Raw genomic sequence first — 24,930 nt, 5'->3', positions numbered from 1 at the left:
GGAGGGGCTGAGTGTTATACGAGAAAATTGCCCGCAGATTTAGGCGTTTACATGCACGGAAACAGCGCTATGGAATAAAAAACTCGCGCATTGATGCAAGACTTCTTTAAAAGTAGATGAGAATTACTATAAATTGCACGCACTCAAACTGCCATCATCCATGGCCTGTCTTGTTAAGTACTCAAGGATTTGATGCCGTCGCCCTGACGGCCGGGAGTCATGTTGGAAAACTACTATCGCGAGCTGGTGTGTTTCCTCAACGCCAAGCTGGGCAACCGTCAGGTGGCCGAGGATGTGGTGCATGACGCTTATGTCCGAGTGCTGGAGCGCTCAAGTGACACGCCGATCGAACAACCGCGCGCGTTTTTGTACCGCACCGCGCTGAATCTGGTAATCGATGGTCATCGGCGTAACGCCTTGCGCCTGTCCGAACCCCTGGACGTGCTGGACAGTGAGGAGCGTTTCGCCACCAGTTCACCGCATGCCTGCCACGATCAGGACCAGCGCCTTGAAATGCTCGAGCGTGCCCTGTCCGAGCTGCCGGCCACCTGCCGCGACAGCTTCCTGCTGCGCAAACTCGACGGCCTGTCCCACCTGCAAATCGCCGAGCGCCTGAGTATTTCCCGCAGCCTGGTGGAGAAACACATCGTCAACGCCATGAAGCATTGCCGGGTGCGCATGCGCGAGTGGGACGCGCACTGATCAATGATCAGTTAAATTTTATTTCACTGTCCTCGTTTCCTATCAACACATGACCTGTTGTGCAGGTCGTGAAGGTATTCCCGCCCCACCGCCAAGGGGCTTATCCAGAGGACACTGGAATGACACAGGCAATTGCTTCGCCCGCGGTTCACGACCTGATCGGTATCGGTTTCGGCCCTTCGAACCTGGCGTTGGCCATCGCCCTGCAGGAGCGCGAAAAAGCCCAGGGCAAACTGGACGTGCTGTTTCTCGACAAACAGGCCGATTACCGTTGGCACGGCAATACCCTGGTGACCCAGAGCGAACTGCAGATTTCGTTCCTCAAGGACCTGGTGACCTTGCGCAACCCCACCAGCCCTTACTCCTTCGTCAATTACCTCAAGGCCCACGACCGCCTGGTGGACTTCATCAACCTGGGCACTTTTTACCCGTGCCGGATGGAGTACAACGACTACCTGCGCTGGGTCGCGGGGCAGTTCCAGGCCCAGGCGCGCTACGGCGAGGAAGTGCTGGCGATCGAGCCGATCCTGCAACAGCAACACGTTGAAGCACTGCGCGTGATCTCCCGTGACGCGCTGGGCGAACAGCATGTGCGCACCACCCGTTCGGTGGTGGTCAGCGCCGGCGGCACGCCGCGTGTGCCTGAAGCGTTCAAGGCCCTCAAGGATGATGGCCGCGTATTCCACCACTCCCAATACCTGGCGCGCATGGCCCAGCAGCCGTGTATTGAAGGCAAGGCGATGCGCATTGCAATCATTGGCGGTGGGCAAAGCGCGGCTGAAGCCTTTATCGACTTGAACGACAGTTTCCCGTCGGTGCAGGTCGACATGATCCTGCGCGGTTCGGCGCTCAAGCCCGCCGACGACAGCCCGTTCGTCAACGAAGTGTTTTCACCGGCGTTCACCGATCTGGTGTTCCAGCAGGTCGGCGCCGAGCGCGAACGCCTGGTGGCCGAGTACCAAAACACCAACTATTCGGTGGTTGACCTGGACCTGATCGAGCGCATCTACGGCATTTTCTATCGTCAGAAAGTCTCCGGTGTCGCCCGCCAGGCGTTCCGCACCATGACCGTGGTCGAGAAAGCCAGCGCCAGCCCGCTGGGCATCGAACTGTCCTTGCGCAACAACGCCAGCGGCGAAACCAGCGTCAGCCACTACGACGCGGTGATCCTGGCCACCGGTTACGAGCGCCAGATGCATCGCGAACTGCTCGCGCCGCTGGAAGCCTATATGGGCGACTTCGAAGTGGCGCGCGACTACCGCATCGTCACCGACGAGCGCTGCAAGGCCGGCATCTATATCCAGGGCTTCAGCCAGGCAAGCCATGGCTTGAGCGATACCTTGCTGTCGGTACTGCCGATTCGGGCGGATGAGATCGCGGCGTCGTTGTATGAAAACGATCGCCATCGGGGCAAAGCGCGCTCGGTGCAGGACCTGCTCCTCGCAACTGCGAGCTGATCGAGCACAGTCCTACAGACGGCACTGGCGCCAAGGTTGAGCTACTGGTACTGTACAAAAAACCAGTATCGGTAGCTCTCCATGCAGTTGATCGAAAAACTCAGTATCCTCGCCGACGCCGCCAAGTACGACGCTTCCTGCGCCAGCAGTGGCGCGCCCAAGCGCAGTTCCGAGGGCAAGGCCGGGCTGGGTTCCACTGACGGCATGGGCATCTGCCACAGTTACACCCCGGACGGCCGTTGTGTGTCGTTGCTCAAGGTGTTGCTGACCAATTTCTGTCTTTACGACTGCCAGTACTGCGTCAACCGCCGCTCCAGCGACGTGCCGCGTGCGCGTTTCAGCCCGGAGGAGGTGGTCACCCTGACCCTGGATTTCTACCGGCGCAATTGCGTCAGCGGGCTGTTTCTCAGTTCCGGCATTATTCGCTCGGCCGACTACACCATGGAGCAACTGGTCAGGGTCGCCAAGCTGTTACGCGAAGAGCATGACTTTCGCGGCTATATCCACCTCAAGACCATTCCCGAAGCCGACCCGGCACTGATCGCCGAGGCCGGGCGTTATGCCGATCGGCTCAGCGTGAACATCGAGTTGCCCACCGATGCCAGCCTGCAAACCCTGGCGCCGGAAAAGCAGATCGTTTCAATTAAGCAAGCCATGCAAACCATCTACACCGGTGAGCAAACCGTCCTCAATGAGCCGCGCGCGCCGCGTTTCGCCCCGGCCGGGCAGAGCACGCAGATGATCGTCGGCGCCGACGACACCGACGACAGCACCATCCTGCACGGCGCCGAGGCGCTGTACGGCAACTTCAAGTTGCGCCGCGTCTATTATTCGGCGTTCAGCCCTATCCCCAACAGCCCGAAAAGCGTGCCCCTGGCGGCGCCGCCGCTGATGCGCGAGCACCGTTTGTACCAGGCAGACTTTCTGTTGCGCAGTTACGGTTTCAGCGCCAACGAACTGTTTGAAGGCCCCGGCCACCTGGCGCTGGATATCGACCCCAAGCTGGCCTGGGCGCTGGAGCATCGCGAGGTGTTTCCGCTGGACTTGAATCGCGCCGAACCCACGTTGATTGCGCGCATCCCCGGCATCGGCTTGCGCACTACCCAGCGCCTGGTGGACCTGCGCCGCGAACGCAAAATCCGTTTCGAAGACCTGGCGCGCATGCGCTGCGTGCTGGCCAAGGCCAAGCCGTTTTTCATCACCAGTGACTACCACCCACAACAGGCCGACACCACCAGCGTGTTGCTGCGCGAGCAACTGCGCGACCGCCCGCAGCCTCAGCAAATGGGGTTGTGGGGATGATCAGCCTGGAATGCGACAACCTGTTCAGCACCTGGCGCGAACAGGCGCGCTGGCTGCTCAGCCATCAGGTTGACCCCAGCCAGGTGAGCTGGGGCGAGGCCGAAGTGGCAGACCTGTTTGCCACCGACGAGCCGATTCCTGCGCAGCTTGGGCCGTTTCAGGCGCGCATTCCCAAGGCGCTGTTGGCGCTGTTGGAGTCGGCCGCCTGCTATCACGGCGATCAGCGTTGGAGCTTGCTCTACGAGGTGCTGTGGCGAGTCAGCCATGGCGACCGTACCGCCATGCTGGCCGGGGACAAGCTGGGCAGTGAGTTGCAACGGCGGATCAAGCAGGTGAGTCGCGAAGCTCACCACCTGCACGCATTTGTGCGGTTTATCGCGCTGCCCTCAGAGGCCGGGCCGCAGTTGCCGGAATACGTGGCCTGGCATGAGCCGGCCCACGACATATTGAAATCAGCCAGTCAGCACTTTATCGGGCGCATGGGCCGGCATCGCTGGATGATCGCGACGCCGCTGGATGGGGTGTATTACGACGGTCAGCAGTTGATTCATCAACGCGAATGCCCCGAAGCCTGGCAGCAACTGGCGCAAAACGTCGAAGACCCTCACAGCGCCATGTGGCTGACCTACTACAGCCATATCTTCAACCCGGCGCGCTTGAACCCCAAAGTGATGGAGGGGCATTTGCCCAGTCGATTCTGGAAGAACCTGCCGGAGGGCAAGTTGATTCCGGGGTTGATCAGCGAGGCGCGGACGGGCAAGCAGCGCGATGGGCAGGCGAAGCTGATTGGGACCAAGCCGGGCAAGCGAATTTCCAGCGGGCACGGTTAAAACGGCGAGAGGGGGCCGGTACCCGATAGCGGTGTGTCAGTCACCGAATGCATCGGCAGGCGAATCATCAGGACGGTGTTGGTGATTTGCATGGGTGCACGGGTCTATGGGGGGCTGAGCTGTGGGGGTATTTTGTGCGTTGCGGTGGGGGAATCCCGGCTGAAACAGAGGGGCGGCTCAGCCGGGAAAGCTGAAAAGTGGGGTGGGGCAGCCGAATCGGCTGAGAGGCTTGAAATGCGCTCAAACTGTGGGAGCTGGCTTGCCTGCGATAGCGATAGGTCAGTACTGAACGTTCTGACTGACAGACCGCTATCGCAGGCAAGCCAGCTCCCACATTAGTATGGTGGCGGTCGTGACACCCGAGCCAGGAAGGAGAATGCATGTCTACCGCTGTTCGTCTTGCCCAAACCACCGATGCCGAGGGGATCAGCCAGGTCATCCTGGCGGCCTTGCACAGCAGCAATGCGCGGGATTACCCGGCGGATGTGATCGCTCGCGTGGCGAGCAATTTTACGCCTGACGCTGTGCTGGCTTTGCTCCAGCGTCGGGTTGTGCTGGTGGCGGTGCAGGGTCAGGTGATCGTCGCCACTGCGGCGCTGGATGCCAATGTGGTGCGCTCGGTATTCGTCAACCCGGCGTTGCAGGGGCAGGGCATTGGCCGGTTGTTGATGATTGAGATCGAACTGCGTGCGCGAGATGCCGGGGTGACGGTCTTGAACGTGCCGTCTTCGCTGACCGCCGAGCCGTTCTACACCAAGATGGGTTTCCACACGGTGCGCGATGTCTACCACGGTAACGAGCGCACGCTGGTGATGGAGAAGGCGTTGTTGTCCCGTCACCCCATCGGGCCGTATCGCGACCGTCAGCACCGTGCGCAAGTGGTGGCTTTGTGGCAGGAGGCGTTTGGGTACGACACCGCGCACAACCTGCCGACGTTGGCGATTGATAAGAAGCTGGCGGTCAACGATGGATTGTTTTTTGTGGCCACGGATAAAAAGGCTGTGATCGGCAGCATTCTCGCCGGTTACGACGGGCATCGTGGTTGGCTGTATTCGGTGGCGGTGCACAGCGATTATCGCCGGCAGGGCCTGGGGGCTTCGTTGGTGCGGTATGCCGAACAGGCGTTGACTGCACTGGGGTGCATGAAGATCAATTTGCAGATTACGGGCGGCAATGATGCGGTGGTGGGGTTTTATGAGGCGCTGGGGTATGGGGTGGAGCCAAGGATCAGCATGGGCAAGAAAATAGCCGTAAATATCCCGCCGCAGTCTTGAACACACCGCCGCGCAAATGTGCGAGCGGGCTTGCCCGCGATGGCGGTCTATCAGTCAACGTGTTCAGTCACTGATAGACCGCTATCGCAGGCAAGCCAGCTCCCACATGGGTTGTGTGGGGCTGGCTTTAGGGCTTAGACCTTGACGATCCAGCCTTCTGGCGCTTCGACGTCGCCGGTTTGCACGCCGGTCAGTTCTTTGTAGAGCTGCTGGGTGATCGGGCCGACTTCGGTTTCGCTGTGGAACACGTGCAGCTTGCCGTTGTACTGGATGCCGCCGATCGGCGAGATCACGGCGGCTGTGCCGCAGGCACCGGCTTCCTTGAACTGATCCAGTTTGTCGATGAACACTTCGCCCTCGACTACTTTCAGGCCCAGGCGCGACTGGGCCAGCTCGATCAGCGACAGGCGGGTGATGCCCGGCAGCACCGAAGGTGACTTCGGCGTGATGAACTGGTTGTCGTGGGTGATCCCGAAGAAGTTGGCCGAGCCGACTTCTTCGATCTTCGAATGGGTCATCGGGTCCAGGTAGATCGCATCGGCGAAACCGGATTTTTTCGCTTCGGCACCCGGCATCAGGCTGGCAGCGTAGTTGCCACCCACTTTGGCGGCGCCGGTGCCTTGTGGCGCGGCGCGGTCGAAAGTGGAGATCTGGAAGTTGTGCGGCACCAGGCCGCCTTTGAAATAGGCGCCGACCGGGATGGCGAAGACCGAGAAGATGAACTCCGGCGCGGTACGCACGCCGATGTTGTCACCGGTGCCGATCACGAACGGGCGCAGGTACAGCGCGCCGCCGCTGCCGTATGGCGGGATGAACCGCTCGTTGGCCTTGACCACTTGCTTGCACGCTTGGATGAAGTCTTCGGTGGACACGTGCGGCATCAGCAGGCGTGCACAGCTGCGCTGCATGCGCGCGGCGTTCTGGTCAGGGCGGAACAGGTTGATCGAACCGTCCTTGCAACGATAGGCCTTGAGGCCTTCAAAGCATTGCTGGCCATAATGCAGGGCCGTGGAGCCCTCGCTGATGTGCAGCACGTTGTCGTCGGTCAGGGTGCCTTCTTGCCATTCGCCGTCTTTCCAGACCTGGAGAAACCGCTTGTCGGTCTTGATGTAGTCAAAACCCAGCTTGTCCCAATTGATGCTTTCGTTACCCATGACACCCTCTATCTCTGGTCAACCGCCTGGTCGAAGGCAGGCGTGTCGGTTTTTTCTGGATGGGCGCAACAATACTGCATTATTGGCCGGTGTGGGAGCAGGTGGGTGGGCCGTTCAGCATGTGTGTTGGCTGATCCGCCGTTATCGCAGGCAAGCCGGCTCCCACATTTGGAATGCATTCCCCTGTGGAAGCCGGGCTTGCCCGCGATAGCCTCACCGCGGATTTACAGGTGCAGCGCGTGGCCCAAGGCTCTTAGGGCCGCTTCTTGTACAGCTTCGCCGAGCGTCGGGTGGGCGTGGATGGTGCCGGCCACATCTTCCAGACGCGCGCCCATTTCCAGGCTCAAGCCGAAGGCGGTGGACAGCTCGGAGACACCCACGCCTACAGCCTGCCAGCCGACAATCAGGTGGTTGTCACGCCGCGCAACCACGCGCACAAAGCCGGTTTTGGATTCCAGGGTCATGGCGCGGCCATTGGCCGCAAACGGGAAGCTCGACACGATGCAGTCCATTCCCGCGGCCTTGGCTTCGTCCGGGGTCTTGCCAACCACCACCAATTCCGGGTCTGTAAAGCACACCGCCGGGATCGCCGCCGGGTTGAATTCGCGGGATTTACCGCTGATCAGTTCGGCCACCATCTCGCCCTGAGCCATGGCGCGGTGGGCCAGCATCGGCTCGCCGCTCAGGTCGCCGATCGCCCACACGTTGCGCATGCTGGTCTGGCAACGGCTGTCGATCCTGATCGCCGAACCGTTCATGTCCAGGTTCAGCGCTTCCAGGTTCCAGCCCTGGGTATTGGGTGTGCGACCCACAGCCACCAGCACCTGATCGGTTTCCAGAGACAAGGTGTCGCCATTGGGATCGCGCACTTGCAGGCACTGGTTCTCAAAACCGGTGACGCTGTGTTTCAGGTACAGCTTCACGCCCAGTTGCTTGAGGGATTCGGCCACCGGCAACGTCAGCTCGGCGTCATAGGCGGGCAGGATATGTTCCTGCGCCTCGACCACACTGACTTCGGCGCCAAGCTTGCGGTAGGCAATGCCCAGCTCCAGCCCGATATAGCCGCCGCCCACCACAATCAGACGCTTGGGCACATGCGTGGGTGCCAGGGCTTCGGTGGAAGAGATGATCGGCCCGCCAATCGGCAACATCGGCAGGTTGACGCTCTTCGATCCGGTGGCCAGCAGCAGGTGTTCGCATTGGATACGCTGGTCGCCGACGTCGACCGTCTTGCCATCGGCCACCTTGGCCCAACCGTGGATCACTTGCACTTTGTGCTTTTTCAGCAGGGCGGCGACGCCTGTGGTCAGGCGATCGACAATGCCGTCTTTCCATTCCACGCTCTTGCGGATATCCAGCGTCGGCACGTCGACTTCGATGCCCAACTGCGAACCCTGGCTGTGGTGCACGGTTTGCTGAAATTGCTCAGCCACGTGAATCAAGGCTTTGGACGGAATGCAGCCGATGTTCAGGCAAGTGCCGCCCAGCGCCTGGCCTTCGACCAGAATGGTCGGGATACCCAACTGGCCAGCGCGAATCGCCGCGACGTAACCGCCAGGGCCGCCACCGATGATCAGTAGCGTGGTGTGTAATGTCTGGGACATGCCTTACTCCAAAAACAGGCTGGCGGGTTGTTCGAGCAGGCCGCGAATGGCCTGGATGAATTGCGCCGCGTCCATGCCGTCGACCACGCGGTGATCAAAGGAGCTGGAGAGGTTCATCATCTTGCGGATCACGATCTGGCCCTTGATCACCATCGGCCGCTCAACGATGCGGTTGACGCCGACGATGGCGACTTCCGGCAGGTTCAGCACCGGCGTGCTGACGATGCCGCCCAAGGCGCCGAGGCTGGTCAGGGTAATGGTCGAACCCGACAGCTCGTCGCGACTGGCCTTGCCATTGCGTGCGGCGGTGGCCAAACGCGCGATTTCCTCGGCATTGCCCCACAGGCTGCGCGCTTCGGCGTGACGCACCACTGGCACCATCAGGCCGACGTCGCTCTGGGTAGCGACGCCCACATGCACCGCACCAAGGCGGGTGATGACTTGGGCTTCGTCGTCGTACCGCGCGTTGATCTGCGGAAAATCGCGCAACGCCACGACCATGGCGCGCACGATAAACGGCAGCAGGGTCAGCTTGCCGCGCGTGGCACCGTGCTTCTCGTTGAGGTGCACGCGCAACTCGTCGAGGGCGGTGACGTCGATTTCTTCCACGTAGCTGAAATGCGCGGCGCGCCGGGTGGCGTCCTGCATGCGCTGGGCAATCTTGCGGCGCATGCCGATCACCGGGATTTGTTCTTCGTCGGTGCGTTCGGCATAGGGGTTGGCAGCGGTTTTATTTTGCGCCGGACGCTGGAGCAAGAAAGCCTCCAGATCTTCGTGCAAAATCCGGCCCGCCGGACCAGTGCCCTGCACCAGGCGTAGCTGGATGCCAGCATCCAAGGCATGTTTGCGCACGGCAGGGGAGGCCAGTGGGCGTTCGTCAGCTTCACGGGCCACGTGTGGTTGAGCTGCAACCACAGGCGCGCGCGCAGGCTTGCTTGGCGCTGGCACGGGTTTGGCTTCAGCAACCGCAGTTGGCGCAGGCGCAGCGTTTGCCGGTGCAGCCACCGCCGGTACATCCTTGGCGTTACCCGCGCCTTCCACTTCAATGCTGATCAAAATACTGCCCACGGCCATGACTTCACCCGGCTCGCCGCCGAGGGAAATCACTTTGCCGTGCACCGGCGAGGGAATGTCCACCATCGCCTTATCGGTCATCACATCCGCCAGCACCTGGTCTTCAACCACCAGGTCGCCGACCTTTACGTGCCATACCGACAGTTCAACTTCTGCGATGCCTTCGCCAATGTCCGGCATCTTGATAACGTGCGTGCCCATTCAGACCTCCATGACCCGTTTCAACGCCGCGCCCACACGGGACGGCCCTGGGAAATACGCCCACTCTTGCGCGTGCGGGTAGGGGGTGTCCCAGCCGGTGACGCGTTCGATCGGCGCTTCCAGGTGATGGAAGCAATGCTCTTGGACCAGCGACACCAGCTCGGCACCAAAACCGCAGGTGCGCGTGGCTTCGTGCACCACCACGCAACGGCCGGTCTTTTTCACCGACTTGACGATGGTTTCCAGGTCCAGCGGCCACAGGCTGCGCAGGTCGATGACCTCGGCGTCGATGCCGGTTTCTTCGGCGGCCACTTGCGACACATACACGGTGGTGCCGTAGGTCAGCACGGTGACGGCCGAGCCCGGACGCACGATGGCGGCGACGTCCAGCGGCACGGTGTAGTAACCGTCCGGGACTTGCGCTTGCGGGTGTTTCGACCACGGCGTTACCGGGCGGTCGTGGTGGCCGTCGAACGGGCCGTTGTACAGGCGTTTGGGCTCGAGGAAGATCACCGGGTCATCGTTTTCAATCGAGGCAATCAGCAGGCCTTTGGCGTCATAAGGGTTGGACGGCATCACCGTGCGCAGGCCGCAGACCTGGGTGAACACCGCTTCGATACTCTGGCTGTGGGTCTGGCCGCCATAGATGCCGCCGCCGCAGGGCATGCGCATGGTCAGCGGCGCAGTGAACTGGCCGGCCGAGCGATAACGCAGGCGCGCAGCTTCGGAGATGATCTGGTCGGTCGCGGGGTAGACGTAGTCGGCGAACTGGATTTCTGCCACCGGGCGCAGGCCGTAGGCACCCATGCCCACCGCCACACCGACAATGCCGCTTTCGGAGATCGGCGCGTCGAATACCCGCGAGCTGCCGTACTTGTTCTGCAAGCCCTCGGTGCAACGGAACACGCCGCCGAAGTAACCGACGTCCTGGCCGAATACCACCACGTTATCGTCACGCTCAAGCATCACATCCATGGCCGAGCGCAAGGCCTGGATCATGGTCATGGTGGTGGTGGTCATGGCGGTTTCCACTTCGATACGGTTGTTGTGATCGTTCATGGTCAGATCCCCAACTCTTGACGCTGGCGCTTCAAGTGCTCCGGCATCTCTTTATAAACGTCTTCGAACATGGTCGCGGCGCTTGGAATCTGGCCGCCGGCGAGGGTGCCGTACTGTTCGGCTTCTTTTTGCGCCTTGACCACTTCGGCTTCAAGTTCGGCACTGACCGCCGCGTGTTCCTCTTCGGACCACTGGCCAATCTTGATCAAGTGCTGCTTGAGGCGCGTAATCGGGTCGCCGAGCGGGAAGTGGCTCCAGTCATCGGCGGGGCGGTATTTGGACGGATCATCCGAGGTCGAGTGCGGACCGGCGCGGTAGGTGACCCATTCGATCAGCGTTGGCCCAAGGTTGCGGCGTGCACGCTCGGCCGCCCAGGCGGAGGCGGCGTACACGGCGATGAAGTCGTTGCCGTCCACGCGCAGGGAGGCGATACCGCAACCCACACCGCGTCCGGCGAAGGTGGTGGCTTCACCGCCAGCAATGGCCTGGAAGGTGGAAATGGCCCACTGGTTGTTGACCACGTTGAGAATCACCGGCGCACGGTAGACGTGGGCGAAGGTGAGGGCGGTGTGGAAGTCGGATTCGGCGGTGGCGCCGTCGCCGATCCAGGCCGAGGCGATCTTGGTGTCGCCCTTGATCGCCGAGGCCATGCCCCAGCCCACACCTTGTACGAATTGGGTGGCGAGGTTGCCGGAAATAGTGAAGAAGCCAGCGTCCTTGACCGAGTACATGATGGGCAACTGGCGGCCCTTGAGCGGGTCGCGCTCGTTGGACAGCAGTTGGCAGATCAAGTCCACCAGCGGCACTTCGCGCGCCATCAGAATGCTTTGCTGGCGATAGGTTGGGAAACACATATCGTCGATGTTCAAGGCCAGGGCCTGGGCGCTGCCGATGGCTTCTTCGCCGAGGCTTTGCATGTAGAACGACATTTTTTTCTGCCGCTGGGCGACCACCATGCGGTTGTCGAAGATCCGCGTCTTGAGCATGGCGCGCATGCCTTTGCGCAGGATCTCGACAGGAACGCCTTCGGCCCATGGACCGAGTGCCTGGCCCTGGTCGTCGAGCACGCGGATCAGGCCTTTGGCCAGGTCGGCAGTGTCGGCGGGTTCTACGTCGATGGCGGGTTTGCGGACCAAACCTGCGTCAGTCAGACGCAAGTAGGTAAAGTCGGTCTTGCAGCCTGGGCGGCCCGAGGGTTCGGGAACGTGCAGGCGCAGTGGTTCGTACTGCTGGGTCATGGCTTTCTACGCTCTATCTTGTGAATTTCTTGTAGTGGGCGCGCTAGCTGACAGTCCGTCTCCGGGTAGGAGAAATCTTGTCCTACAACAATCATAGGCGTGGCGTAGAAGAATATTTATCTGTGTTTCGTTGCGCTCGCGATCATTTGCGGATAAAAAAACTGCATAAACATAATAAACAGGTGATTTTGTCTCATGCGCAAACTGGACCGTACCGATATCGGCATTCTCAACGCCCTGCAGGAGAACGCGCGCATCACTAACGCCGACCTGGCCCGCTCGGTCAACCTGTCACCCACACCGTGTTTCAACCGGGTCAAGGCAATGGAAGAGTTGGGCCTGATTCGCGATCAGGTCACGCTGCTCGATGCCGATTTGCTCGGGCTGCACGTCAACGTGTTTATTCATGTGAGCCTGGAAAAGCAGAACGAGCTGGCGCTGCAGCAGTTTGAAGGTGCGATCTCGGACCGCCCGGAAGTGATGGAGTGTTACCTGATGGCCGGTGATCCGGACTACCTGATCCGCGTGCTGGTGCCGACGATCCAGTCGCTGGAGCGCTTCATGATGGACTTTTTGACCAAAGTGCCCGGCGTCGCGAATATCCGCTCCAGCTTTGCGCTCAAGCAAGTGCGCTACAAGACGGCGCTGCCTTTACCCGCCAATGGCATCAACCTCGGCACATGACCTCAGCCGCGCCGCTGTAAAAAAGTGGGCGCGGGCTTGCTCGCGAAAGCGGTGTGCCAGGCACACGATGAGTTGACTGACCCGCCGCTTTCGCGAGCAAGCCCGCTCCCACGTTTAGATCCTCTTTCAGAGTTGATTAAGCGGAATCTTCAGGTAAGTCATACCATTCGCCTCAGCAGGCGGCATATGCCCCGCCCTCACATTCACCTGAATCGCCGGCAACAACAGCGTCGGCATCCCCAGCCCGGCATCACGTTTCGTGCGCATCGCAACAAACGTCGCCTCATCCACCCCGTCATGCACATGAATATTGCCCGCGCGCTGTTCCGCGACTGTGGTCAGGCACTTGGCCTCGCGGCCTTCAGGCGGGTAGTCATGACACACGTACAGTTCTGTTTCCAAAGGAAAGGCCAGCAACTTACGCATCGACGCATACAACTGCCGCGCATCGCCACCCGGGAAATCGCAGCGCGCCGTGCCCACGTCCGGCATGAACAGTGTGTCACCCACCAGAATCAAGCGGTCGTCGATCAAGTAGGCCATGTCCGCCGGGGTATGCCCGGGCACATGCAGCGCCTGCGCTTTCAGGTTGCCGATATGAAAGACCTCATCGGGCGCAAACAAATGGTCGAACTGCGAGCCATCGACGCGAAATTCCGGCTCTAGGTTGAACAGGTTCTTGAACACGTCCTGGACCTTGCTGATCGATTGACCAATGGCGATCTTGCCGCCCAGCGTACGGCGCAGGTACGGCGCGGCAGACAAGTGATCGGCATGCGCATGGGTTTCCAGCAGCCATTGCACCTGCAGGCCGTGCTCACGCACAAACGCGATGACTTTGTCGGCCTGGGCCGTGTCGGTGCGCCCGGAGGCCGGGTCGTAGTTGAGCACCGAGTCGACGATGGCACATGGGCCGCCGTCCATTTCATGGATGACGTAGGTGAAGGTCGACGATGCCTCGTCCAGAAAAGCGTGAATCAACGCTGGCATGGCGGCTGTCCCTGTTGAGGAAGAAAAACGATGAAGAAAAAAGTCGTTACAATCAGTTTACGTTTACACATAATGTTTTTAGCTTAAGTGACGTAAAGGACCCGAAGCAAATGGAATCTACTCTGAGTGAGGGCGAAGTCGCCCAGTTGCGCGCATCGGCGTCCAAGGCCTGCTCCTTGCTCAAGGCGTTGGCCAACGAGGACCGTTTGTTGATCCTGTGCCAATTGACCCAGGGCGAGCGCAACGTGGGTGAACTGGAAGCGCTGACCGGCGTGCGCCAGCCCACGCTGTCTCAACAGTTGGGCATCCTGCGTGACGAAGGGTTGGTCGCCACCCGTCGGGAAGGCAAATACATTTTCTACGGGCTGGCCAGCCATGAAGTGATTCAAGTGATGAAAACCCTGTCCGGGCTGTACTGCGGCGCGGTCATGAAAAGCTGGGCGTGACGCCATCCGGCAGCGACCCTTGTGTGCATGTAAAAGAAAGGCGATTGACCATGAATGACCAACACTGTGGCCCTACCATCAGTGGCGATATCGTAGTCATCGGCGGCGGTTCGGCGGGCATCGGCCTGCTGGCCAGCCTGCTCAAACGTGACCCGCACCTGAACATCACCCTGATCGAACCGAGCGACTATCACTGCTACCAGCCGGCCTGGACCCTGGTCGGCGGCGGCGCCTACGACGTCAAAAAGACCCGGCGGCCACTCGCCGATGTGCTGCCCAATGGCGTCACCTGGGTGCAGGCCGCCGTCACCGAAGTGCTGCCCGAGGCGCAGACCCTGGTGCTCGACAGCGGCCAGCGCGTTACCTGGAACAACCTGATCGTGTGCCCCGGCCTGCGCCTGGCCTGGGAAAAGGTCGAAGGCCTGCAAGACACCTTGGGCCAAAACGGCGTGACCTCCAATTACAGCTACGAGCATGCCGCCTACACCTGGCAACTGGTTCAGCAGCTCAAGGGCGGCAAGGCGATTTTTACCCAGCCGGCCATGCCGATCAAATGCGCGGGGGCGCCGCAAAAGGCGATGTACCTGTCCTGCGATCACTGGCGCAAACAAGGCCATCTGAAAAACATCGACGTCGAATTCGATCTCGCGGGCGCCGCGCTGTTTGGCGTCGCGACCTTTGTGCCGCCATTGATGAAGTACGTCGAAAAATACCAGGCACGCCTGGCGTTCAATTCCAACCTGGTCAAGGTCGATGGCCAGGCGCGCAAGGCCTGGTTCGAGGTGAAAGACGCTGCGGGCACGGTCACGGTTCAAGAGAAATCCTTCGACCTGCTGCACGTGGTCCCGCCGCAAGTCTCTCCGGACTTTATCCGCCAAAGCCCGCTGGCCGACGCCGCCGGCTGGTGTGAAGTGAACCCCCACAGCCTGCAACACCTGCGTTACCCACACATCTTTGGCCTGGGCGATGTGTGCGGCACCACCAATGCCAAGACCGCTGCCGCTGTGCGCAAGCAGATCGTGGTGGTCGCTGAAAACCTGCTGGCCCTGCGTCAACAGGCGCCGCTGCCGCTCAAGTACGACGGCTATGGTTCCTGCCCACTGACGGTGGAGAAGGGCAAGGTGGTACTGGCCGAGTTCGGCTACGGCGGCAAACTGCTGCCGACCTTCCCACTGGACCCGACCCGGGCGCGCCGCTCGATGTGGTTTCTCAAGGCCACGCTGCTGCCGTGGTTCTACTGGAACGGCATGCTCAAGGGCCGCGAGTGGCTGACCCGTCTGAGCAAGGTGGATTAAATGCTGCTGGCAAGCGTGTTGGGCGTGTTGATGGGTCTGGTCATGGGCCTCACGGGCGCGGGCGGCGGCATCCTTGGGGTGCCGGCGCTGGTGCTGGGGTTGGGCTTGACGATGACCCAGGCGGCGCCGGTGTCATTGCTCGCGGTGGGCGCGGCGGCGGCGGTCGGCGCAATCGACGGCTTGCGCCATGGTCTGGTGCGTTACCGCGCGGCCTTATTGATCGCCTTGCTCGGCGCACTGTTTTCGCCCCTGGGTGTATTTTTCGCCCATCAACTGCCGGAGCCCGTGCTGATGGGGCTGTTCAGCGCATTGATGGTGCTGGTGGCCTGGCGCATGTTGCAGCGCGAAAAGGTCGACGCCGGGCCCAGCGATCATGGCGCCGCGTCGTGGGGCCAGAAGAACTGCATGCTTGATCAGCAGACCGGGCGCCTGGCCTGGACGGCCAAGTGCAGCGCCACGTTGGCCGCCCTCGGCGCGGTGACCGGTGCGGTGTCGGGTTTGCTCGGCGTGGGTGGCGGCTTTCTGATCGTGCCGGCGTTCAAGCAGCTGACGGATGTGCAGATGCGCGGCATCGTCGCCACCTCGTTGATGGTGATCAGCCTGATCTCGCTGATTGGCGTCGCGGGTGCGTTTCATGCCGGGGTGAGCATCGAGCCTGTGGGCTGGGTGTTTATCGGCGCGAGCATCGTCGGCATGCTGATTGGGCGGCGCCTGTGTTCGGTGATCAAGGCGCGCACCCTGCAAGTCGGCTTTGCCAGCCTGTGCGTGGTGGTGGCTATTGGCATGGTGCTCAAGGCCACACTCTGACCGACCTGAAATACATTCCAACGGTGGGAGCGGCTTGCTCGCGAAAGCGGTGTGCCAGACACCGAATGAGTCGACTGACCCACCGTCTTCGCGAGCAAGCCCGCTCCACCGTTTTGAACGTGCCCGTTCAAGAGTTCAATTGCTGCCCTGACATGGCAAGATGAACGTCTCTCAGGTTTACTACTCCCTGAGTAATGGATTCACCGACCTTGCACGTCGGCTTATCAAGGCCATCGAATGGACAAATACACCCCCCACACCTGGCAGCCCCACGAGCGACCGAGCCTGCCCGGCTCGCCGTCGACGCCGCTGCACCCCACGCACAAGCGCTGGTTGTTTGCGATGGTCGGTGTGCTGGTGGCAATCACCGGTGGGCTGGGCAACGCGCTGGTGATCGCCAACCTGCAATATTTGCAAGGCGCCTTGGGCGCGACCACCGCCGAAATGGCCTGGCTGCCCGCCGCCTATGTGATGACCAATGTGTGCATGAACCTGCTGCTGGTGAAGTTTCGCCAGCAGTTTGGCCTGCGCGCGTTCACCGAGGTGTTTCTGGTGCTGTATGCGCTGGTCACCTTCGGCCACTTGTTCGTCAACGACCTCAGCTCCGCCATCGCGGTGCGGGCGGCCCACGGTATGGTGGGCGCGGCGCTGAGTTCGCTGGGTTTGTACTACATGATCCAGGCGTTCCCGGCCAAGTGGCGCATGAAAGCCCTGGTGCTCGGCCTGGGCACGGCGCAGCTGGCACTGCCACTGGCGCGGTTGTTCTCTGAAGACCTGCTGCAAATTGCCGAGTGGCGCGGGTTGTACCTGTTCGAACTGGGCATGGCGCTGATCTGCCTGGGTTGCGTCTTCCTGCTCAAACTGCCGCCCGGCGATCGCTTCAAGACCTTTGAAAAACTCGATTTCCTCACCTTCGGCATCCTCGCCACCGGCGTGGCGCTGCTCTGCGCGGTGTTGTCGCTGGGGCGTATCGATTGGTGGCTGGAAGCCCCGTGGATCGGCGTGGCGTCGGCCTGTTCCCTGGTGTTGATCATGGCCGGCCTGGCCATCGAGCATAACCGCGCCAACCCATTGCTGATGACCCGTTGGCTGGGCAGTGGGGTGATGATTCGCCTGGCCCTGGCGGTGGTGTTGATTCGCATGGTGTTGTCGGAGCAATCCACTGGCGCCGTGGGCTTCATGCAAATGTTGAACATGAGCTACCAGCAGATGCACACCCTCTACGTGGTGATGCTGGCCGGGGCAATTGCCGGGCTGGTGGTCAGTGCGCTGACGATCAACCCGGCGCACCTGTTGATGCCCTTGATCATCTCTCTGGCGCTGATGGCCACCGGCTCGGTGATGGACAGCTTCTCAAGTAACCTGACCCGTCCACAGAACCTGTATATCAGCCAGTTCCTGCTAGGCTTTGGCGGCACCTTTTTTCTGGGGCCGACCATGGTGCTGGGCACGCGCAACGTGCTCACCAACCCGCGCAACCTGGTGAGCTTTTCGGTGATGTTCGGCATCTGCCAGAACCTCGGCGGCCTGATAGGCGCGGCGTTGCTGGGCACTTTCCAGATCGTGCGCGAGAAGTATCACTCCAGCATGATCGTCGAGCACCTGACCTTACTGGACCCGCGTGTGGCCGCGCGGGTGCAAAGTGGCGGTTCGGCGTATGGCGGTATCATCGCCGACCCGCAATTGCGCAACCTGATGGGCATTCGCAGCCTGGCCACGGCGGCTACGCGTGAGGCGAATGTGATGGCCTACAACGATGTGTTCATGTTGATTGCGATCATCGCGATCCTCACCATGCTCTGGATCTTCATCCGCAGTCTGTGGCTGATGAGCACCACCAAAGCAGCAGCCCCTCCCGTTCAACCCAGCGGCGTTACTTCATGACCGAAACAACCACGACCACCACCAACGCCATCGCCTCCACCCCGGAAGGCACCGCTCCACCGGGAGCAACCGCGACTGAGCCACGCTCACTGCGGGTGCGCGTCATCTCATCGCTGGGCTTTGCCGCAATTGCCATCGTCGGCGTGCTGATCGTGCTGTATGCCTGGCAATTGCCGCCCTTCAGCAGCGCCGTGGAGAGCACTGAAAACGCACTGGTACGCGGCCAGGTGACGATTATCGGCCCGCAACTGAGCGGCTATGTGTATGAAGTGCCGGTGCAGGACTTCCAGTTCGTCAAGGCCGGCGACCTGCTGGTGCGCCTGGATGATCGCATCTACAAGCAGCGCCTCGACCAGGCGTTGGCGCAACTGGCGGTGCAGAAAGCCTCGTTGGCCAACGTGGTGCAGCAACGCAACAGTGCCGAAGCCACCATCAAGCTGCGCCAGGCCGCGCTGGTCGACAGCCAGGCCCAGGCGCGAAAAAGCACCGCTGACTTGCGCCGTAACGAAGAGCTGATCAGCGATGGCTCGGTGTCCAAGCGTGAACTGGACGTGACGCGCGCCGCCAATGCGCAGACCATCGCCGCCGTGGCCCAGGCCCAGGCCAGCCTGGAAATCGCCCGGCAGGACCTGCAAACCGTGATCGTCAACCGCGGTTCACTGGAGGCCGCCGTGGCCAGTGCCGACGCGGCAGTGGAGCTGGCGCGTATTGACCTGTCCAACACCCGCATCCTCGCGCCGCGTGACGGCCAGCTCGGGCAGATCGGCGTGCGCCTGGGCGCCTTCGTCAACTCCGGTGCGCAGTTGATGGCATTGGTGCCGCCCCAGCTGTGGGTGATCGCCAACATGAAAGAAACCCAAATGGACAATGTGCAGGTGGGCCAGCCGGTAACCTTCACGGTGGACGCGCTGAACCACCGCAAGTTTCACGGCACGGTGCAGCACATTTCCCCGGCGACCGGTTCGGAATTCAGCCTGTTGCAGGCGGACAACGCCACCGGCAACTTTGTGAAGATCGCCCAGCGAGTGCCGGTGCGGATCACCGTTGACCCGGATCAGGCCGAGAGCGAGCGCCTGCGGCCGGGGTTATCGGTGGTGGTGAGTATCGACACGGCGGGGCGCCTGAAAGACACCCCGCCCTGACACAGCACAGGTCACCCTGCGGACGCGGGCGTGCTCGCAAAAGCGCAGTGCCGCAAAGCGCGTGGTTACCGACCCACGGCTTTCGCGGGCAAGCCCGCGTCCCCATGGGCACTGTATTTGAGGGTGAAATCGAGTTGGGTCGACTGGCCTTGCTCCAATAATCTCAGCCCCGGCCTGCCGGGCAGGTGATGGGCATTCACCGGATGGCTCACCGGCTCGATGCAAAAGAATGCCAACCCCGGCGGGCAATACAGCAGGAAGTAATCCGCCCCGGTCGCCCGGCATTCCAGGGTGTAGCCCAAGTGCGGCTGCTCGATCCGGCAATGCCCGTCCCACTGGCAGAACCCATTGTCCACCAGGCCTTCGGGCAAGGCGTTCAATGTGCTGAAATCCCAAGCCTGCGGCACTGGCGCCAATCCTGTGGGCAGCTTTGAGGCATCGCTCATCCATACCTGCCCAGCCTTGGCCTGCAACCGCGTGCCCGACGTACGCGGCAAGTACGGGTGCAAGCCTAAGCCATGCCACGCCGCCTGTTCGGCCAGATGCGTTACGCGCAACGCGATGCTCAGCTCACCGTCGCGCAAGGCAATGCGCTGTTCGGCGTGATAGGCGAACGGCGTGTCGCACCGCAGCCCCAGCACCACTTCATCCGCCGCCTGGCTGACCACGTGCCACGCCTGTTGCCAGGCCGAACCGTGAATCGGCAACGGATCGGTCAGGCTGTTGGCGGTGAGCGCCAGCCAGCCGTCGGGGTTATCGAAACCGCCTTGGGCGATCCGGTTGGACCAGGGCACCAACGGGTAGCACCCCAACTTGCCCGGTAAACCGGTATTTACCGCGTGCTCGTCACTGTGTCGCAACAACGGCTGCCCTGTGGCGCGCTCCGACCAATTGACGATGCTGCCACCCAGGGCCGGGGCCAGGGTGAGGTGGGTGAGTGGGTCGATGAGCTCGATCAAGTCTGAAGGCATGGGTGTCCCGCCGCATGAATAAACCAACACAGAGGTGATTTGTGGACGCTGGCAAGCCTGCGTCCACCGTTGAACCTCGGCCTCGGATAAAGGGTTACAGCACCAGGCCCGGCAGCCACAGCGACAGCGCCGGGATGTAGGTGACGGCCATCAGCACCAGAAACAGCACGCCATAAAACGGCAGCAGGGCTTTGACGGTTTTCTCGATACTGACCTTGCCCACCGCCGCGCCGACAAACAGCACTGCGCCCACTGGCGGGGTGATCAGGCCGATGCCCAGGTTCACCAGCATGATCATGCCGAAGTGCACGGGGTCGACGCCGATGCCGAGAATCACCGGCAGCAGGATGGGCGTGAGGATAAGGATCAGCGGCGCCATGTCCATCACGGTGCCGAGCAACAGCAGCATCATGTTGATGCACATCAGGATCACGTAGCGGTTGTCCGACAGGGTCAGGAACATCGTGGTGATCTTCGCCGGGATCTGCATCAGGGTCATGATGTAGCCGAAGCTGGCGGCGAAGGCGATCAGGATCATCACGATGGATATGGTGCGCACCGTGCGGTGCATCAGCTTGGGCAACTCGCGCCATTTGTAGTCGCGGTAGATGAACATGGTCACGAAAAACGCCCACAGCACGGCAATCGCGGCGGACTCGGTGGCGGTGAAAATACCCGAGAGGATGCCGCCAAGAATGATCACCATCGCCATCAGGCCCCACAGCGCGTCGACGCAGATTTTCAGCGCCTGCTTCAGCGGGATGACTTCACCTTTGGGGTAGTCGCGTTTCTTCGCGAAGATCAGGCACAGCACCATCAGGCACGCGCTCATCAGCAGGCCCGGGACCACGCCGGCCATGAACAGCGAGGCGATCGACACCGTGCCGCCGGCCGCCAGGGAATAGAGCACCGAGTTGTGGCTGGGCGGGGTCAAAAGCGCCTGTACCGAGCCGCTGATGGTCACCGCCGTGGCGAACTCCCTGGGGTAGCCGCGGCGCTCCATTTCCGGAATCAGCACCGAGCCGACCGAGGCGGTGTCTGCCACTGATGAGCCGGAAATGGCGCCGAAAAACGTCGAGGCCATGATGTTGACCAACGACAGGCCGCCGCGCACAAAGCCCACCAGCACGCCGGCAAACGCCACCAGCCGGCGCGACATGCCGCCTTCGGCCATGATCGCCCCGGCGAGCACGAAGAACGGAATCGCCATCAGCGAAAACTTGTTCACCCCGCCTGCCACCTGAATCATCAAGGCCTGGAACGGAATGTCGATCCACCACGCGCCGATCAGCGCCGACAGCCCCAGGGCGTAAGCGACCGGCATGCCGATCAGGATCAACGCGATAAAGCTGCCCAACAGAATCAATGCGTCCATGTCAGGCAGCCCCTTCGCTTTCTTCAACCAGGTCAAAGCGCACCACGCGCCGGTGGCTCTGGTCGCCGAGCAGGAGTTTTTCCAGCACGAACACCAGGGTCAGCAAGCCGCCAATCGGGATCGGCATATAGGTGATGCCCACGCGCAGGGTGGGGATGGCGCTCATGAACTGGTTCCAGGTGGACAGGCACAGCTTGCTGCCCCAAATCGTCATGAACAGGCAGATGGTCGCCATCAACAGTTGCGAGACGATGCCGACGAGTTGGCGTTGGCGCGGTGGCAGGCGGTCGGTGATCATGGCCACCGACATATGCGCCCCGGCGCGGTAGCTGGCGGCGGCGCCGATAAAGGTAAACACCAGCATCAGCAGGATGGCGCTGGGCTCTGGCCAGCTTGCGCCTGTGCCGAGGATGTAGCGGGCGAAAATGCCCCAGGGGATGATCAGCGCGACGCCTAATACCGAGAGTCCGGCGACCCAGATGCAGGTCATGTAGAGGCGGTCGTTGAAGCGCAGCAGTTGATTCTTCATGGCGTTCACCGTAACCGGGCACGTCAAAGCGGACCGCGCCGGGCCTGACTAAGAGGAGGAGGGGGCTTACTCGACGGCGTCGATGCGCTCGATGATGTCGGCGTAAGCTGCGCCGTACTTCGCGCGAACAGGCGCGGTGGCCTCATAGAAGGGCTTTTTGTCGACAGTGATGAACTCGACGCCGGCGGCCTTGAGCTTGGTTTCGCTGCTGGCGGACTTGGCGTCCCACAGCACGCGCTCATCGGCCTGAGCAACCTTGGCGGCGTTTTTGACCATGTCCTGTTGCACGGGGGTGAGTTTGTTCCAGGTGATTTTCGACATCACGATGGGTTCGGGCAGGATCAGGTGTTCGGTGAGGGTGTAGAACTTGGCGTTCTGGAAGTGGTTGTGCTCCAGCAGGGTCGGCGGGTTGTTTTCCGCGCCGTCAATCACGCCGGTCTGCAACGCGCTGAAGATCTCGCCGGTGTCCATGGCAATGCCGTTGGCGCCCATTTCATTGAAAGCGTCGATAAACAGCGGGTTGCCTTGCACGCGAATCTTCATGCCCTTGAGGTCTTCGATCGTACGCACCGGTTTCTTGGTGTAGATATTGCGCGTGCCGCCGTCCATCCAGGCCAAGGCTACCAGGCCGAATTCGGAGTCGGTGATCTTGGCGAGGATCTCGTCGCCGATCGGGCCATCGATGACCTTGCGCATGTGCGCCTGGTCGCGGAACACGAACGGCAGGTTGAACACGTTCACGTCCGGCACCACCGGGCCGACGATGCCGAGGCTGACCCGGGTCATCTGGATCGCGCCAACCTGGGCCTGTTCGACGACTTCTTTTTCAGAGCCCAGGACACCGCCTGGGAAGTACTTGAAGGTCAGTTCGCCGTTGCTTTGCTGGGTCAGGGCTTTGCCCATGTTCTGTTCAGCGACGACGGTGGGGTAGCCGGCGGGATGGATGTCGGCGAACTTGATTTCCAGCGCGTGGGCGGCGCTGCTGAGGGCAACGAGTGTGGCGGCGAGCAAGGTGCGTTTGAAGTCCATGGAATGTCACTCCTGTGTTGTTATTTTTGTATTCAAGGCACAGCCATGCAGCTAGAGGGTGAAGCGGGGTTCGGGCAGTCCTTGTACGCCAGGGTTGAGGGCGAAGACGCCGCCGGACAGCGACTGTTCACTGTGGTCATCACGGATCGAGGTGACGAACAAGGTGTCCAGGCGGCTGCCGCCAAAGGCGCACATGGTGGGTTTTTTCACCGGCACGGTGAGGGAACGGTCCAGGCGACCGTCGGGGGTAAAGCGATGAATCAGCCCCGCGTCGTTGGCGCAGATCCAGTAGCAGCCGTCGGCGTCGACGGCCGCGCCGTCGGGGCGACCGAGAAACTGATGCATGTCGACAAACACGCGACGATTGGAGGGCGTGCCGGTCTGGGTGTCGTAATCGAAGGCCCAGATCTGCTGCACCAGCGGGTGTGAGTCCGAGGCATACATCGTGCGGCCGTCCGGGCTGAATGCCAGGCCGTTGAGGGTGATAAACCCGTCCAGTTGGGCATGCGGCGCGCTACCGCAGGCGTAGCGGTAGAGCGTGCCCTGGGCCGCATTCAAGCCCATGTTCAACACCATGCTGCCGGCCCAGAAGCGACCCTGGCGGTCACAGCGGCCGTCGTTGAGGCGCATGTCGGGGCGCGGGTGCTCGACGCTCGCCAGCGCGGTGGTGTCCAGGCTGCCGTCATCGTGTGGTGTAAGTTGGAAAAACCCGGTTTCCATCCCGGCGACCCAGTTGCCTGCCGTGGTGCGCGCAATGCAGGCGAGCATCTGCGGGGCTTTCCAGGCGGCACTGTGGCCGCTGGCAGCGCTCCAGCGCTGCAGGCCGCCGTTGGGGATGTCCACCCAGTACAGCGCGTTTTCCTCAGGCACCCACACCGGGCATTCGCCCACGGCATTGCGGGCGTCAACAATCAGTTCAGCAGTCATGGCAACTCATTCCCTTGGGTGTGCAGTCAGTCACCGAACGGCCCCGCCGCGCAGAAGGCGCCGCCCTGATAGACCTTGGCCGGGTCATCGGCGGCCACCGGTGGCTGGGTTTCGACCTGGGCGCGGAACACTTCGGAGCTGTCCTTGGGGGTGAAACCCAAGTGCGCGGCGTAGCGGTTGTCCCACCAGGTATCGAGGTTGTCCGACATGCCGTAGACCACCGTGTGACCGACGTTCGGCGTGTACAGCGCGCGCTCGAGCAACTGAGTGAGGTCATCGAAGCTCAGCCAGGTGTGCATCATGCGGCGGTTCTGCGGTTCGGGGAACGAGGAGCCAATGCGGATGCTCACGGTCTCGATGCCGTAGCGGTCGAAGTAGAAACTTGCCATGTCTTCGCCATAGGACTTGGACAAACCGTAGTAGCTGTCCGGGCGGCGAGGCGAGCGGGCGTCGAGGGTTTCGCCTTGCTTGTAGAAGCCGATCACGTGGTTGGAGCTGGCGAAGATCACACGCTTCACGCCGTGGCGGCGAGCGGCTTCATAGATGTGGAACACGCCGCTGATATTGGCGCCGAGGACCTCTTCGAACGAGCGCTCCACTGACACGCCGCCGAAGTGCAGGATGGCGTCGACGCCTTCCACCAAGTGGTGCACGGCTTGTTTATCGGCCAGGTCGCAAGGTTGCACTTCCTCGGATGCATCGGCCGCTGGCGCCATGTTGGCGATGTCCGACAGGCGCAGGACTTGGGCGTAAGGGCGCAGGCGTTCGCGCAAGACTTTGCCCAGGCCGCCGGCGGCACCGGTGAGCAGCAGGCGGTTGAATGGAACAGGCGTGATGGTAGAGGTGGTCATGAGGGTTCCATTGTTGTTGTAGGTTGTCGTATGACTTGCTGGAAGTATCGTTAGGGATTCCCCAGGTTGTCAACGCTGCCAGACGACAGGTTTGAAAAAAGTGAG

23 protein-coding genes are annotated in these 24,930 nt (G+C 61.6%); 11 read left to right on the top strand and 12 right to left on the bottom strand.

Features of this window, described 5'->3' with window-relative positions; all coding sequences use genetic code 11:
• Positions 1 to 219: 219 nt before the first annotated feature.
• From AACV02_RS16400 to AACV02_RS16380, 5 genes are all read left to right on the top strand, one after another.
• Positions 220 to 702 carry a sigma-70 family RNA polymerase sigma factor gene (locus tag AACV02_RS16400; RefSeq protein ID WP_119735722.1) on the top strand — a complete coding sequence of 161 codons (483 nt, stop codon included), beginning with the start codon at positions 220 to 222 and terminating at the stop codon, positions 700 to 702.
• Between the two features lie 119 nt (positions 703 to 821).
• The gene (locus AACV02_RS16395) at positions 822 to 2,159 is read left to right on the top strand and encodes a lysine N(6)-hydroxylase/L-ornithine N(5)-oxygenase family protein (RefSeq protein WP_119735720.1); all 1,338 of its coding nucleotides are present in this window, start codon (positions 822 to 824) and stop codon (positions 2,157 to 2,159) included.
• Positions 2,160 to 2,240: 81 nt separating this feature from the next.
• Entirely contained in the window at positions 2,241 to 3,461 is a 1,221-nt protein-coding gene (locus AACV02_RS16390; RefSeq protein WP_106578883.1) for a putative DNA modification/repair radical SAM protein, read from the top strand.
• Positions 3,458 to 4,291: a TIGR03915 family putative DNA repair protein gene (locus AACV02_RS16385; RefSeq protein ID WP_119735718.1), complete on the top strand. Its 834-nt coding sequence runs from the start codon at positions 3,458 to 3,460 to the stop codon at positions 4,289 to 4,291. The genes AACV02_RS16390 and AACV02_RS16385 overlap by 4 nt, the downstream gene beginning before the upstream one ends.
• Before the next feature lie 380 nt (positions 4,292 to 4,671).
• Entirely contained in the window at positions 4,672 to 5,565 is an 894-nt protein-coding gene (locus tag AACV02_RS16380) for a GNAT family acetyltransferase (RefSeq protein ID WP_119735716.1), read from the top strand.
• Positions 5,566 to 5,699: 134 nt separating this feature from the next.
• Here the strand turns inward: AACV02_RS16380 and AACV02_RS16375 are convergent, their stop codons facing one another.
• From AACV02_RS16375 to AACV02_RS16355, 5 genes are all read right to left on the bottom strand, one after another.
• Complete coding sequence (locus AACV02_RS16375; RefSeq protein WP_119735714.1) at positions 5,700 to 6,719, bottom strand: branched-chain amino acid aminotransferase; 1,020 nt, start codon at positions 6,717 to 6,719, stop codon at positions 5,700 to 5,702.
• A gap of 224 nt (positions 6,720 to 6,943) precedes the next feature.
• A complete protein-coding gene (gene lpdA / locus AACV02_RS16370; protein ID WP_119735712.1) occupies positions 6,944 to 8,323 on the bottom strand; it encodes a dihydrolipoyl dehydrogenase in 1,380 nt (459 codons plus the stop codon).
• Between the two features lie 3 nt (positions 8,324 to 8,326).
• Positions 8,327 to 9,598, bottom strand: coding sequence for a dihydrolipoamide acetyltransferase family protein (locus AACV02_RS16365; protein WP_119735710.1), 1,272 nt, complete (start codon positions 9,596 to 9,598; stop codon positions 8,327 to 8,329).
• The gene (locus AACV02_RS16360; protein WP_119735708.1) at positions 9,599 to 10,657 is read right to left on the bottom strand and encodes an alpha-ketoacid dehydrogenase subunit beta; all 1,059 of its coding nucleotides are present in this window, start codon (positions 10,655 to 10,657) and stop codon (positions 9,599 to 9,601) included. It abuts the gene before it with no gap.
• Between the two features lie 2 nt (positions 10,658 to 10,659).
• Complete coding sequence (locus tag AACV02_RS16355) at positions 10,660 to 11,895, bottom strand: 3-methyl-2-oxobutanoate dehydrogenase (2-methylpropanoyl-transferring) subunit alpha (protein ID WP_106578876.1); 1,236 nt, start codon at positions 11,893 to 11,895, stop codon at positions 10,660 to 10,662.
• Positions 11,896 to 12,090: 195 nt separating this feature from the next.
• Here AACV02_RS16355 and bkdR point away from each other — a divergent pair, with 195 nt between their 5' ends.
• Complete coding sequence (gene bkdR / locus AACV02_RS16350) at positions 12,091 to 12,579, top strand: Bkd operon transcriptional regulator BkdR (protein WP_078743488.1); 489 nt, start codon at positions 12,091 to 12,093, stop codon at positions 12,577 to 12,579.
• Positions 12,580 to 12,705: 126 nt separating this feature from the next.
• On the opposite strand, the gene AACV02_RS16345 is transcribed toward bkdR, so the two are convergent.
• Positions 12,706 to 13,569, bottom strand: coding sequence for an MBL fold metallo-hydrolase (locus AACV02_RS16345; protein ID WP_119735705.1), 864 nt, complete (start codon positions 13,567 to 13,569; stop codon positions 12,706 to 12,708).
• Between the two features lie 110 nt (positions 13,570 to 13,679).
• Here AACV02_RS16345 and AACV02_RS16340 point away from each other — a divergent pair, with 110 nt between their 5' ends.
• The 5 genes from AACV02_RS16340 to AACV02_RS16320 all read left to right on the top strand — a co-directional run bounded on the left by AACV02_RS16340 (position 13,680) and on the right by AACV02_RS16320 (position 19,143).
• Positions 13,680 to 14,015: an ArsR/SmtB family transcription factor gene (locus tag AACV02_RS16340; RefSeq protein WP_016974127.1), complete on the top strand. Its 336-nt coding sequence runs from the start codon at positions 13,680 to 13,682 to the stop codon at positions 14,013 to 14,015.
• 50 nt (positions 14,016 to 14,065) lie between these two features.
• The gene (locus tag AACV02_RS16335; protein ID WP_119735702.1) at positions 14,066 to 15,310 is read left to right on the top strand and encodes an NAD(P)/FAD-dependent oxidoreductase; all 1,245 of its coding nucleotides are present in this window, start codon (positions 14,066 to 14,068) and stop codon (positions 15,308 to 15,310) included.
• Positions 15,311 to 16,117: a sulfite exporter TauE/SafE family protein gene (locus tag AACV02_RS16330; RefSeq protein WP_119735700.1), complete on the top strand. Its 807-nt coding sequence runs from the start codon at positions 15,311 to 15,313 to the stop codon at positions 16,115 to 16,117.
• A gap of 237 nt (positions 16,118 to 16,354) precedes the next feature.
• Positions 16,355 to 18,001, top strand: coding sequence for an MFS transporter (locus AACV02_RS16325; protein ID WP_106578871.1), 1,647 nt, complete (start codon positions 16,355 to 16,357; stop codon positions 17,999 to 18,001).
• The gene (locus tag AACV02_RS16320; protein ID WP_119735698.1) at positions 17,998 to 19,143 is read left to right on the top strand and encodes an HlyD family secretion protein; all 1,146 of its coding nucleotides are present in this window, start codon (positions 17,998 to 18,000) and stop codon (positions 19,141 to 19,143) included. The genes AACV02_RS16325 and AACV02_RS16320 overlap by 4 nt, the downstream gene beginning before the upstream one ends.
• 65 nt (positions 19,144 to 19,208) lie before the next feature.
• On the opposite strand, the gene AACV02_RS16315 is transcribed toward AACV02_RS16320, so the two are convergent.
• The 6 genes from AACV02_RS16315 to AACV02_RS16290 form a co-directional block, all read right to left on the bottom strand.
• Entirely contained in the window at positions 19,209 to 20,114 is a 906-nt protein-coding gene (locus AACV02_RS16315; protein WP_177413655.1) for an aldose 1-epimerase, read from the bottom strand.
• A 94-nt stretch (positions 20,115 to 20,208) separates the two neighbouring features.
• On the bottom strand, positions 20,209 to 21,489 hold the full coding sequence (locus AACV02_RS16310) for a TRAP transporter large permease (RefSeq protein WP_106578869.1): 1,281 nt from the start codon (positions 21,487 to 21,489) through the stop codon (positions 20,209 to 20,211).
• A 1-nt stretch (position 21,490) separates the two neighbouring features.
• Positions 21,491 to 22,018 (bottom strand): TRAP transporter small permease, encoded by a 528-nt coding sequence (locus AACV02_RS16305; RefSeq protein WP_106578868.1) that lies wholly within the window; start codon positions 22,016 to 22,018, stop codon positions 21,491 to 21,493.
• Between the two features lie 66 nt (positions 22,019 to 22,084).
• Positions 22,085 to 23,047, bottom strand: a complete 963-nt coding sequence (locus AACV02_RS16300; protein WP_119735696.1) for a TRAP transporter substrate-binding protein — start codon at positions 23,045 to 23,047, stop codon at positions 22,085 to 22,087.
• Between the two features lie 51 nt (positions 23,048 to 23,098).
• Positions 23,099 to 23,974, bottom strand: coding sequence for an SMP-30/gluconolactonase/LRE family protein (locus tag AACV02_RS16295; RefSeq protein ID WP_119735694.1), 876 nt, complete (start codon positions 23,972 to 23,974; stop codon positions 23,099 to 23,101).
• A 26-nt stretch (positions 23,975 to 24,000) separates the two neighbouring features.
• Positions 24,001 to 24,825 (bottom strand): NAD-dependent epimerase/dehydratase family protein, encoded by an 825-nt coding sequence (locus tag AACV02_RS16290; protein ID WP_106578865.1) that lies wholly within the window; start codon positions 24,823 to 24,825, stop codon positions 24,001 to 24,003.
• Between the last annotated feature and the right edge of the window lie 105 nt (positions 24,826 to 24,930).

Source organism: Pseudomonas sp. Larv2_ips (assembly GCF_963879675.1).
In the GTDB taxonomy this organism is placed as follows: domain Bacteria; phylum Pseudomonadota; class Gammaproteobacteria; order Pseudomonadales; family Pseudomonadaceae; genus Aquipseudomonas.
Note: the sequence above shows the minus strand (reverse complement) of the source record. Positions and strands in the feature narration are given on the sequence as shown.

Bases quoted from the DNA above. Each gene is read 5' to 3' on its own strand.
- AACV02_RS16400 (WP_119735722.1), top strand. From the start codon at position 220: ATGTTGGAAAACTACTATCGCGAGCTGGTGTGTTTCCTCAACGCCAAG.
- AACV02_RS16395 (WP_119735720.1), top strand. From the start codon at position 822: ATGACACAGGCAATTGCTTCGCCCGCGGTTCACGACCTGATCGGTATC.
- AACV02_RS16390 (WP_106578883.1), top strand. From the start codon at position 2,241: ATGCAGTTGATCGAAAAACTCAGTATCCTCGCCGACGCCGCCAAGTAC.
- AACV02_RS16385 (WP_119735718.1), top strand. From the start codon at position 3,458: ATGATCAGCCTGGAATGCGACAACCTGTTCAGCACCTGGCGCGAACAG.
- AACV02_RS16380 (WP_119735716.1), top strand. From the start codon at position 4,672: ATGTCTACCGCTGTTCGTCTTGCCCAAACCACCGATGCCGAGGGGATC.
- AACV02_RS16375 (WP_119735714.1), bottom strand. From the start codon at position 6,719: ATGGGTAACGAAAGCATCAATTGGGACAAGCTGGGTTTTGACTACATC.
- lpdA (WP_119735712.1), bottom strand. From the start codon at position 8,323: ATGTCCCAGACATTACACACCACGCTACTGATCATCGGTGGCGGCCCT.
- AACV02_RS16365 (WP_119735710.1), bottom strand. From the start codon at position 9,598: ATGGGCACGCACGTTATCAAGATGCCGGACATTGGCGAAGGCATCGCA.
- AACV02_RS16360 (WP_119735708.1), bottom strand. From the start codon at position 10,657: ATGAACGATCACAACAACCGTATCGAAGTGGAAACCGCCATGACCACC.
- AACV02_RS16355 (WP_106578876.1), bottom strand. From the start codon at position 11,895: ATGACCCAGCAGTACGAACCACTGCGCCTGCACGTTCCCGAACCCTCG.
- bkdR (WP_078743488.1), top strand. From the start codon at position 12,091: ATGCGCAAACTGGACCGTACCGATATCGGCATTCTCAACGCCCTGCAG.
- AACV02_RS16345 (WP_119735705.1), bottom strand. From the start codon at position 13,569: ATGCCAGCGTTGATTCACGCTTTTCTGGACGAGGCATCGTCGACCTTC.
- AACV02_RS16340 (WP_016974127.1), top strand. From the start codon at position 13,680: ATGGAATCTACTCTGAGTGAGGGCGAAGTCGCCCAGTTGCGCGCATCG.
- AACV02_RS16335 (WP_119735702.1), top strand. From the start codon at position 14,066: ATGAATGACCAACACTGTGGCCCTACCATCAGTGGCGATATCGTAGTC.
- AACV02_RS16330 (WP_119735700.1), top strand. From the start codon at position 15,311: ATGCTGCTGGCAAGCGTGTTGGGCGTGTTGATGGGTCTGGTCATGGGC.
- AACV02_RS16325 (WP_106578871.1), top strand. From the start codon at position 16,355: ATGGACAAATACACCCCCCACACCTGGCAGCCCCACGAGCGACCGAGC.
- AACV02_RS16320 (WP_119735698.1), top strand. From the start codon at position 17,998: ATGACCGAAACAACCACGACCACCACCAACGCCATCGCCTCCACCCCG.
- AACV02_RS16315 (WP_177413655.1), bottom strand. From the start codon at position 20,114: ATGCCTTCAGACTTGATCGAGCTCATCGACCCACTCACCCACCTCACC.
- AACV02_RS16310 (WP_106578869.1), bottom strand. From the start codon at position 21,489: ATGGACGCATTGATTCTGTTGGGCAGCTTTATCGCGTTGATCCTGATC.
- AACV02_RS16305 (WP_106578868.1), bottom strand. From the start codon at position 22,018: ATGAAGAATCAACTGCTGCGCTTCAACGACCGCCTCTACATGACCTGC.
- AACV02_RS16300 (WP_119735696.1), bottom strand. From the start codon at position 23,047: ATGGACTTCAAACGCACCTTGCTCGCCGCCACACTCGTTGCCCTCAGC.
- AACV02_RS16295 (WP_119735694.1), bottom strand. From the start codon at position 23,974: ATGACTGCTGAACTGATTGTTGACGCCCGCAATGCCGTGGGCGAATGC.
- AACV02_RS16290 (WP_106578865.1), bottom strand. From the start codon at position 24,825: ATGACCACCTCTACCATCACGCCTGTTCCATTCAACCGCCTGCTGCTC.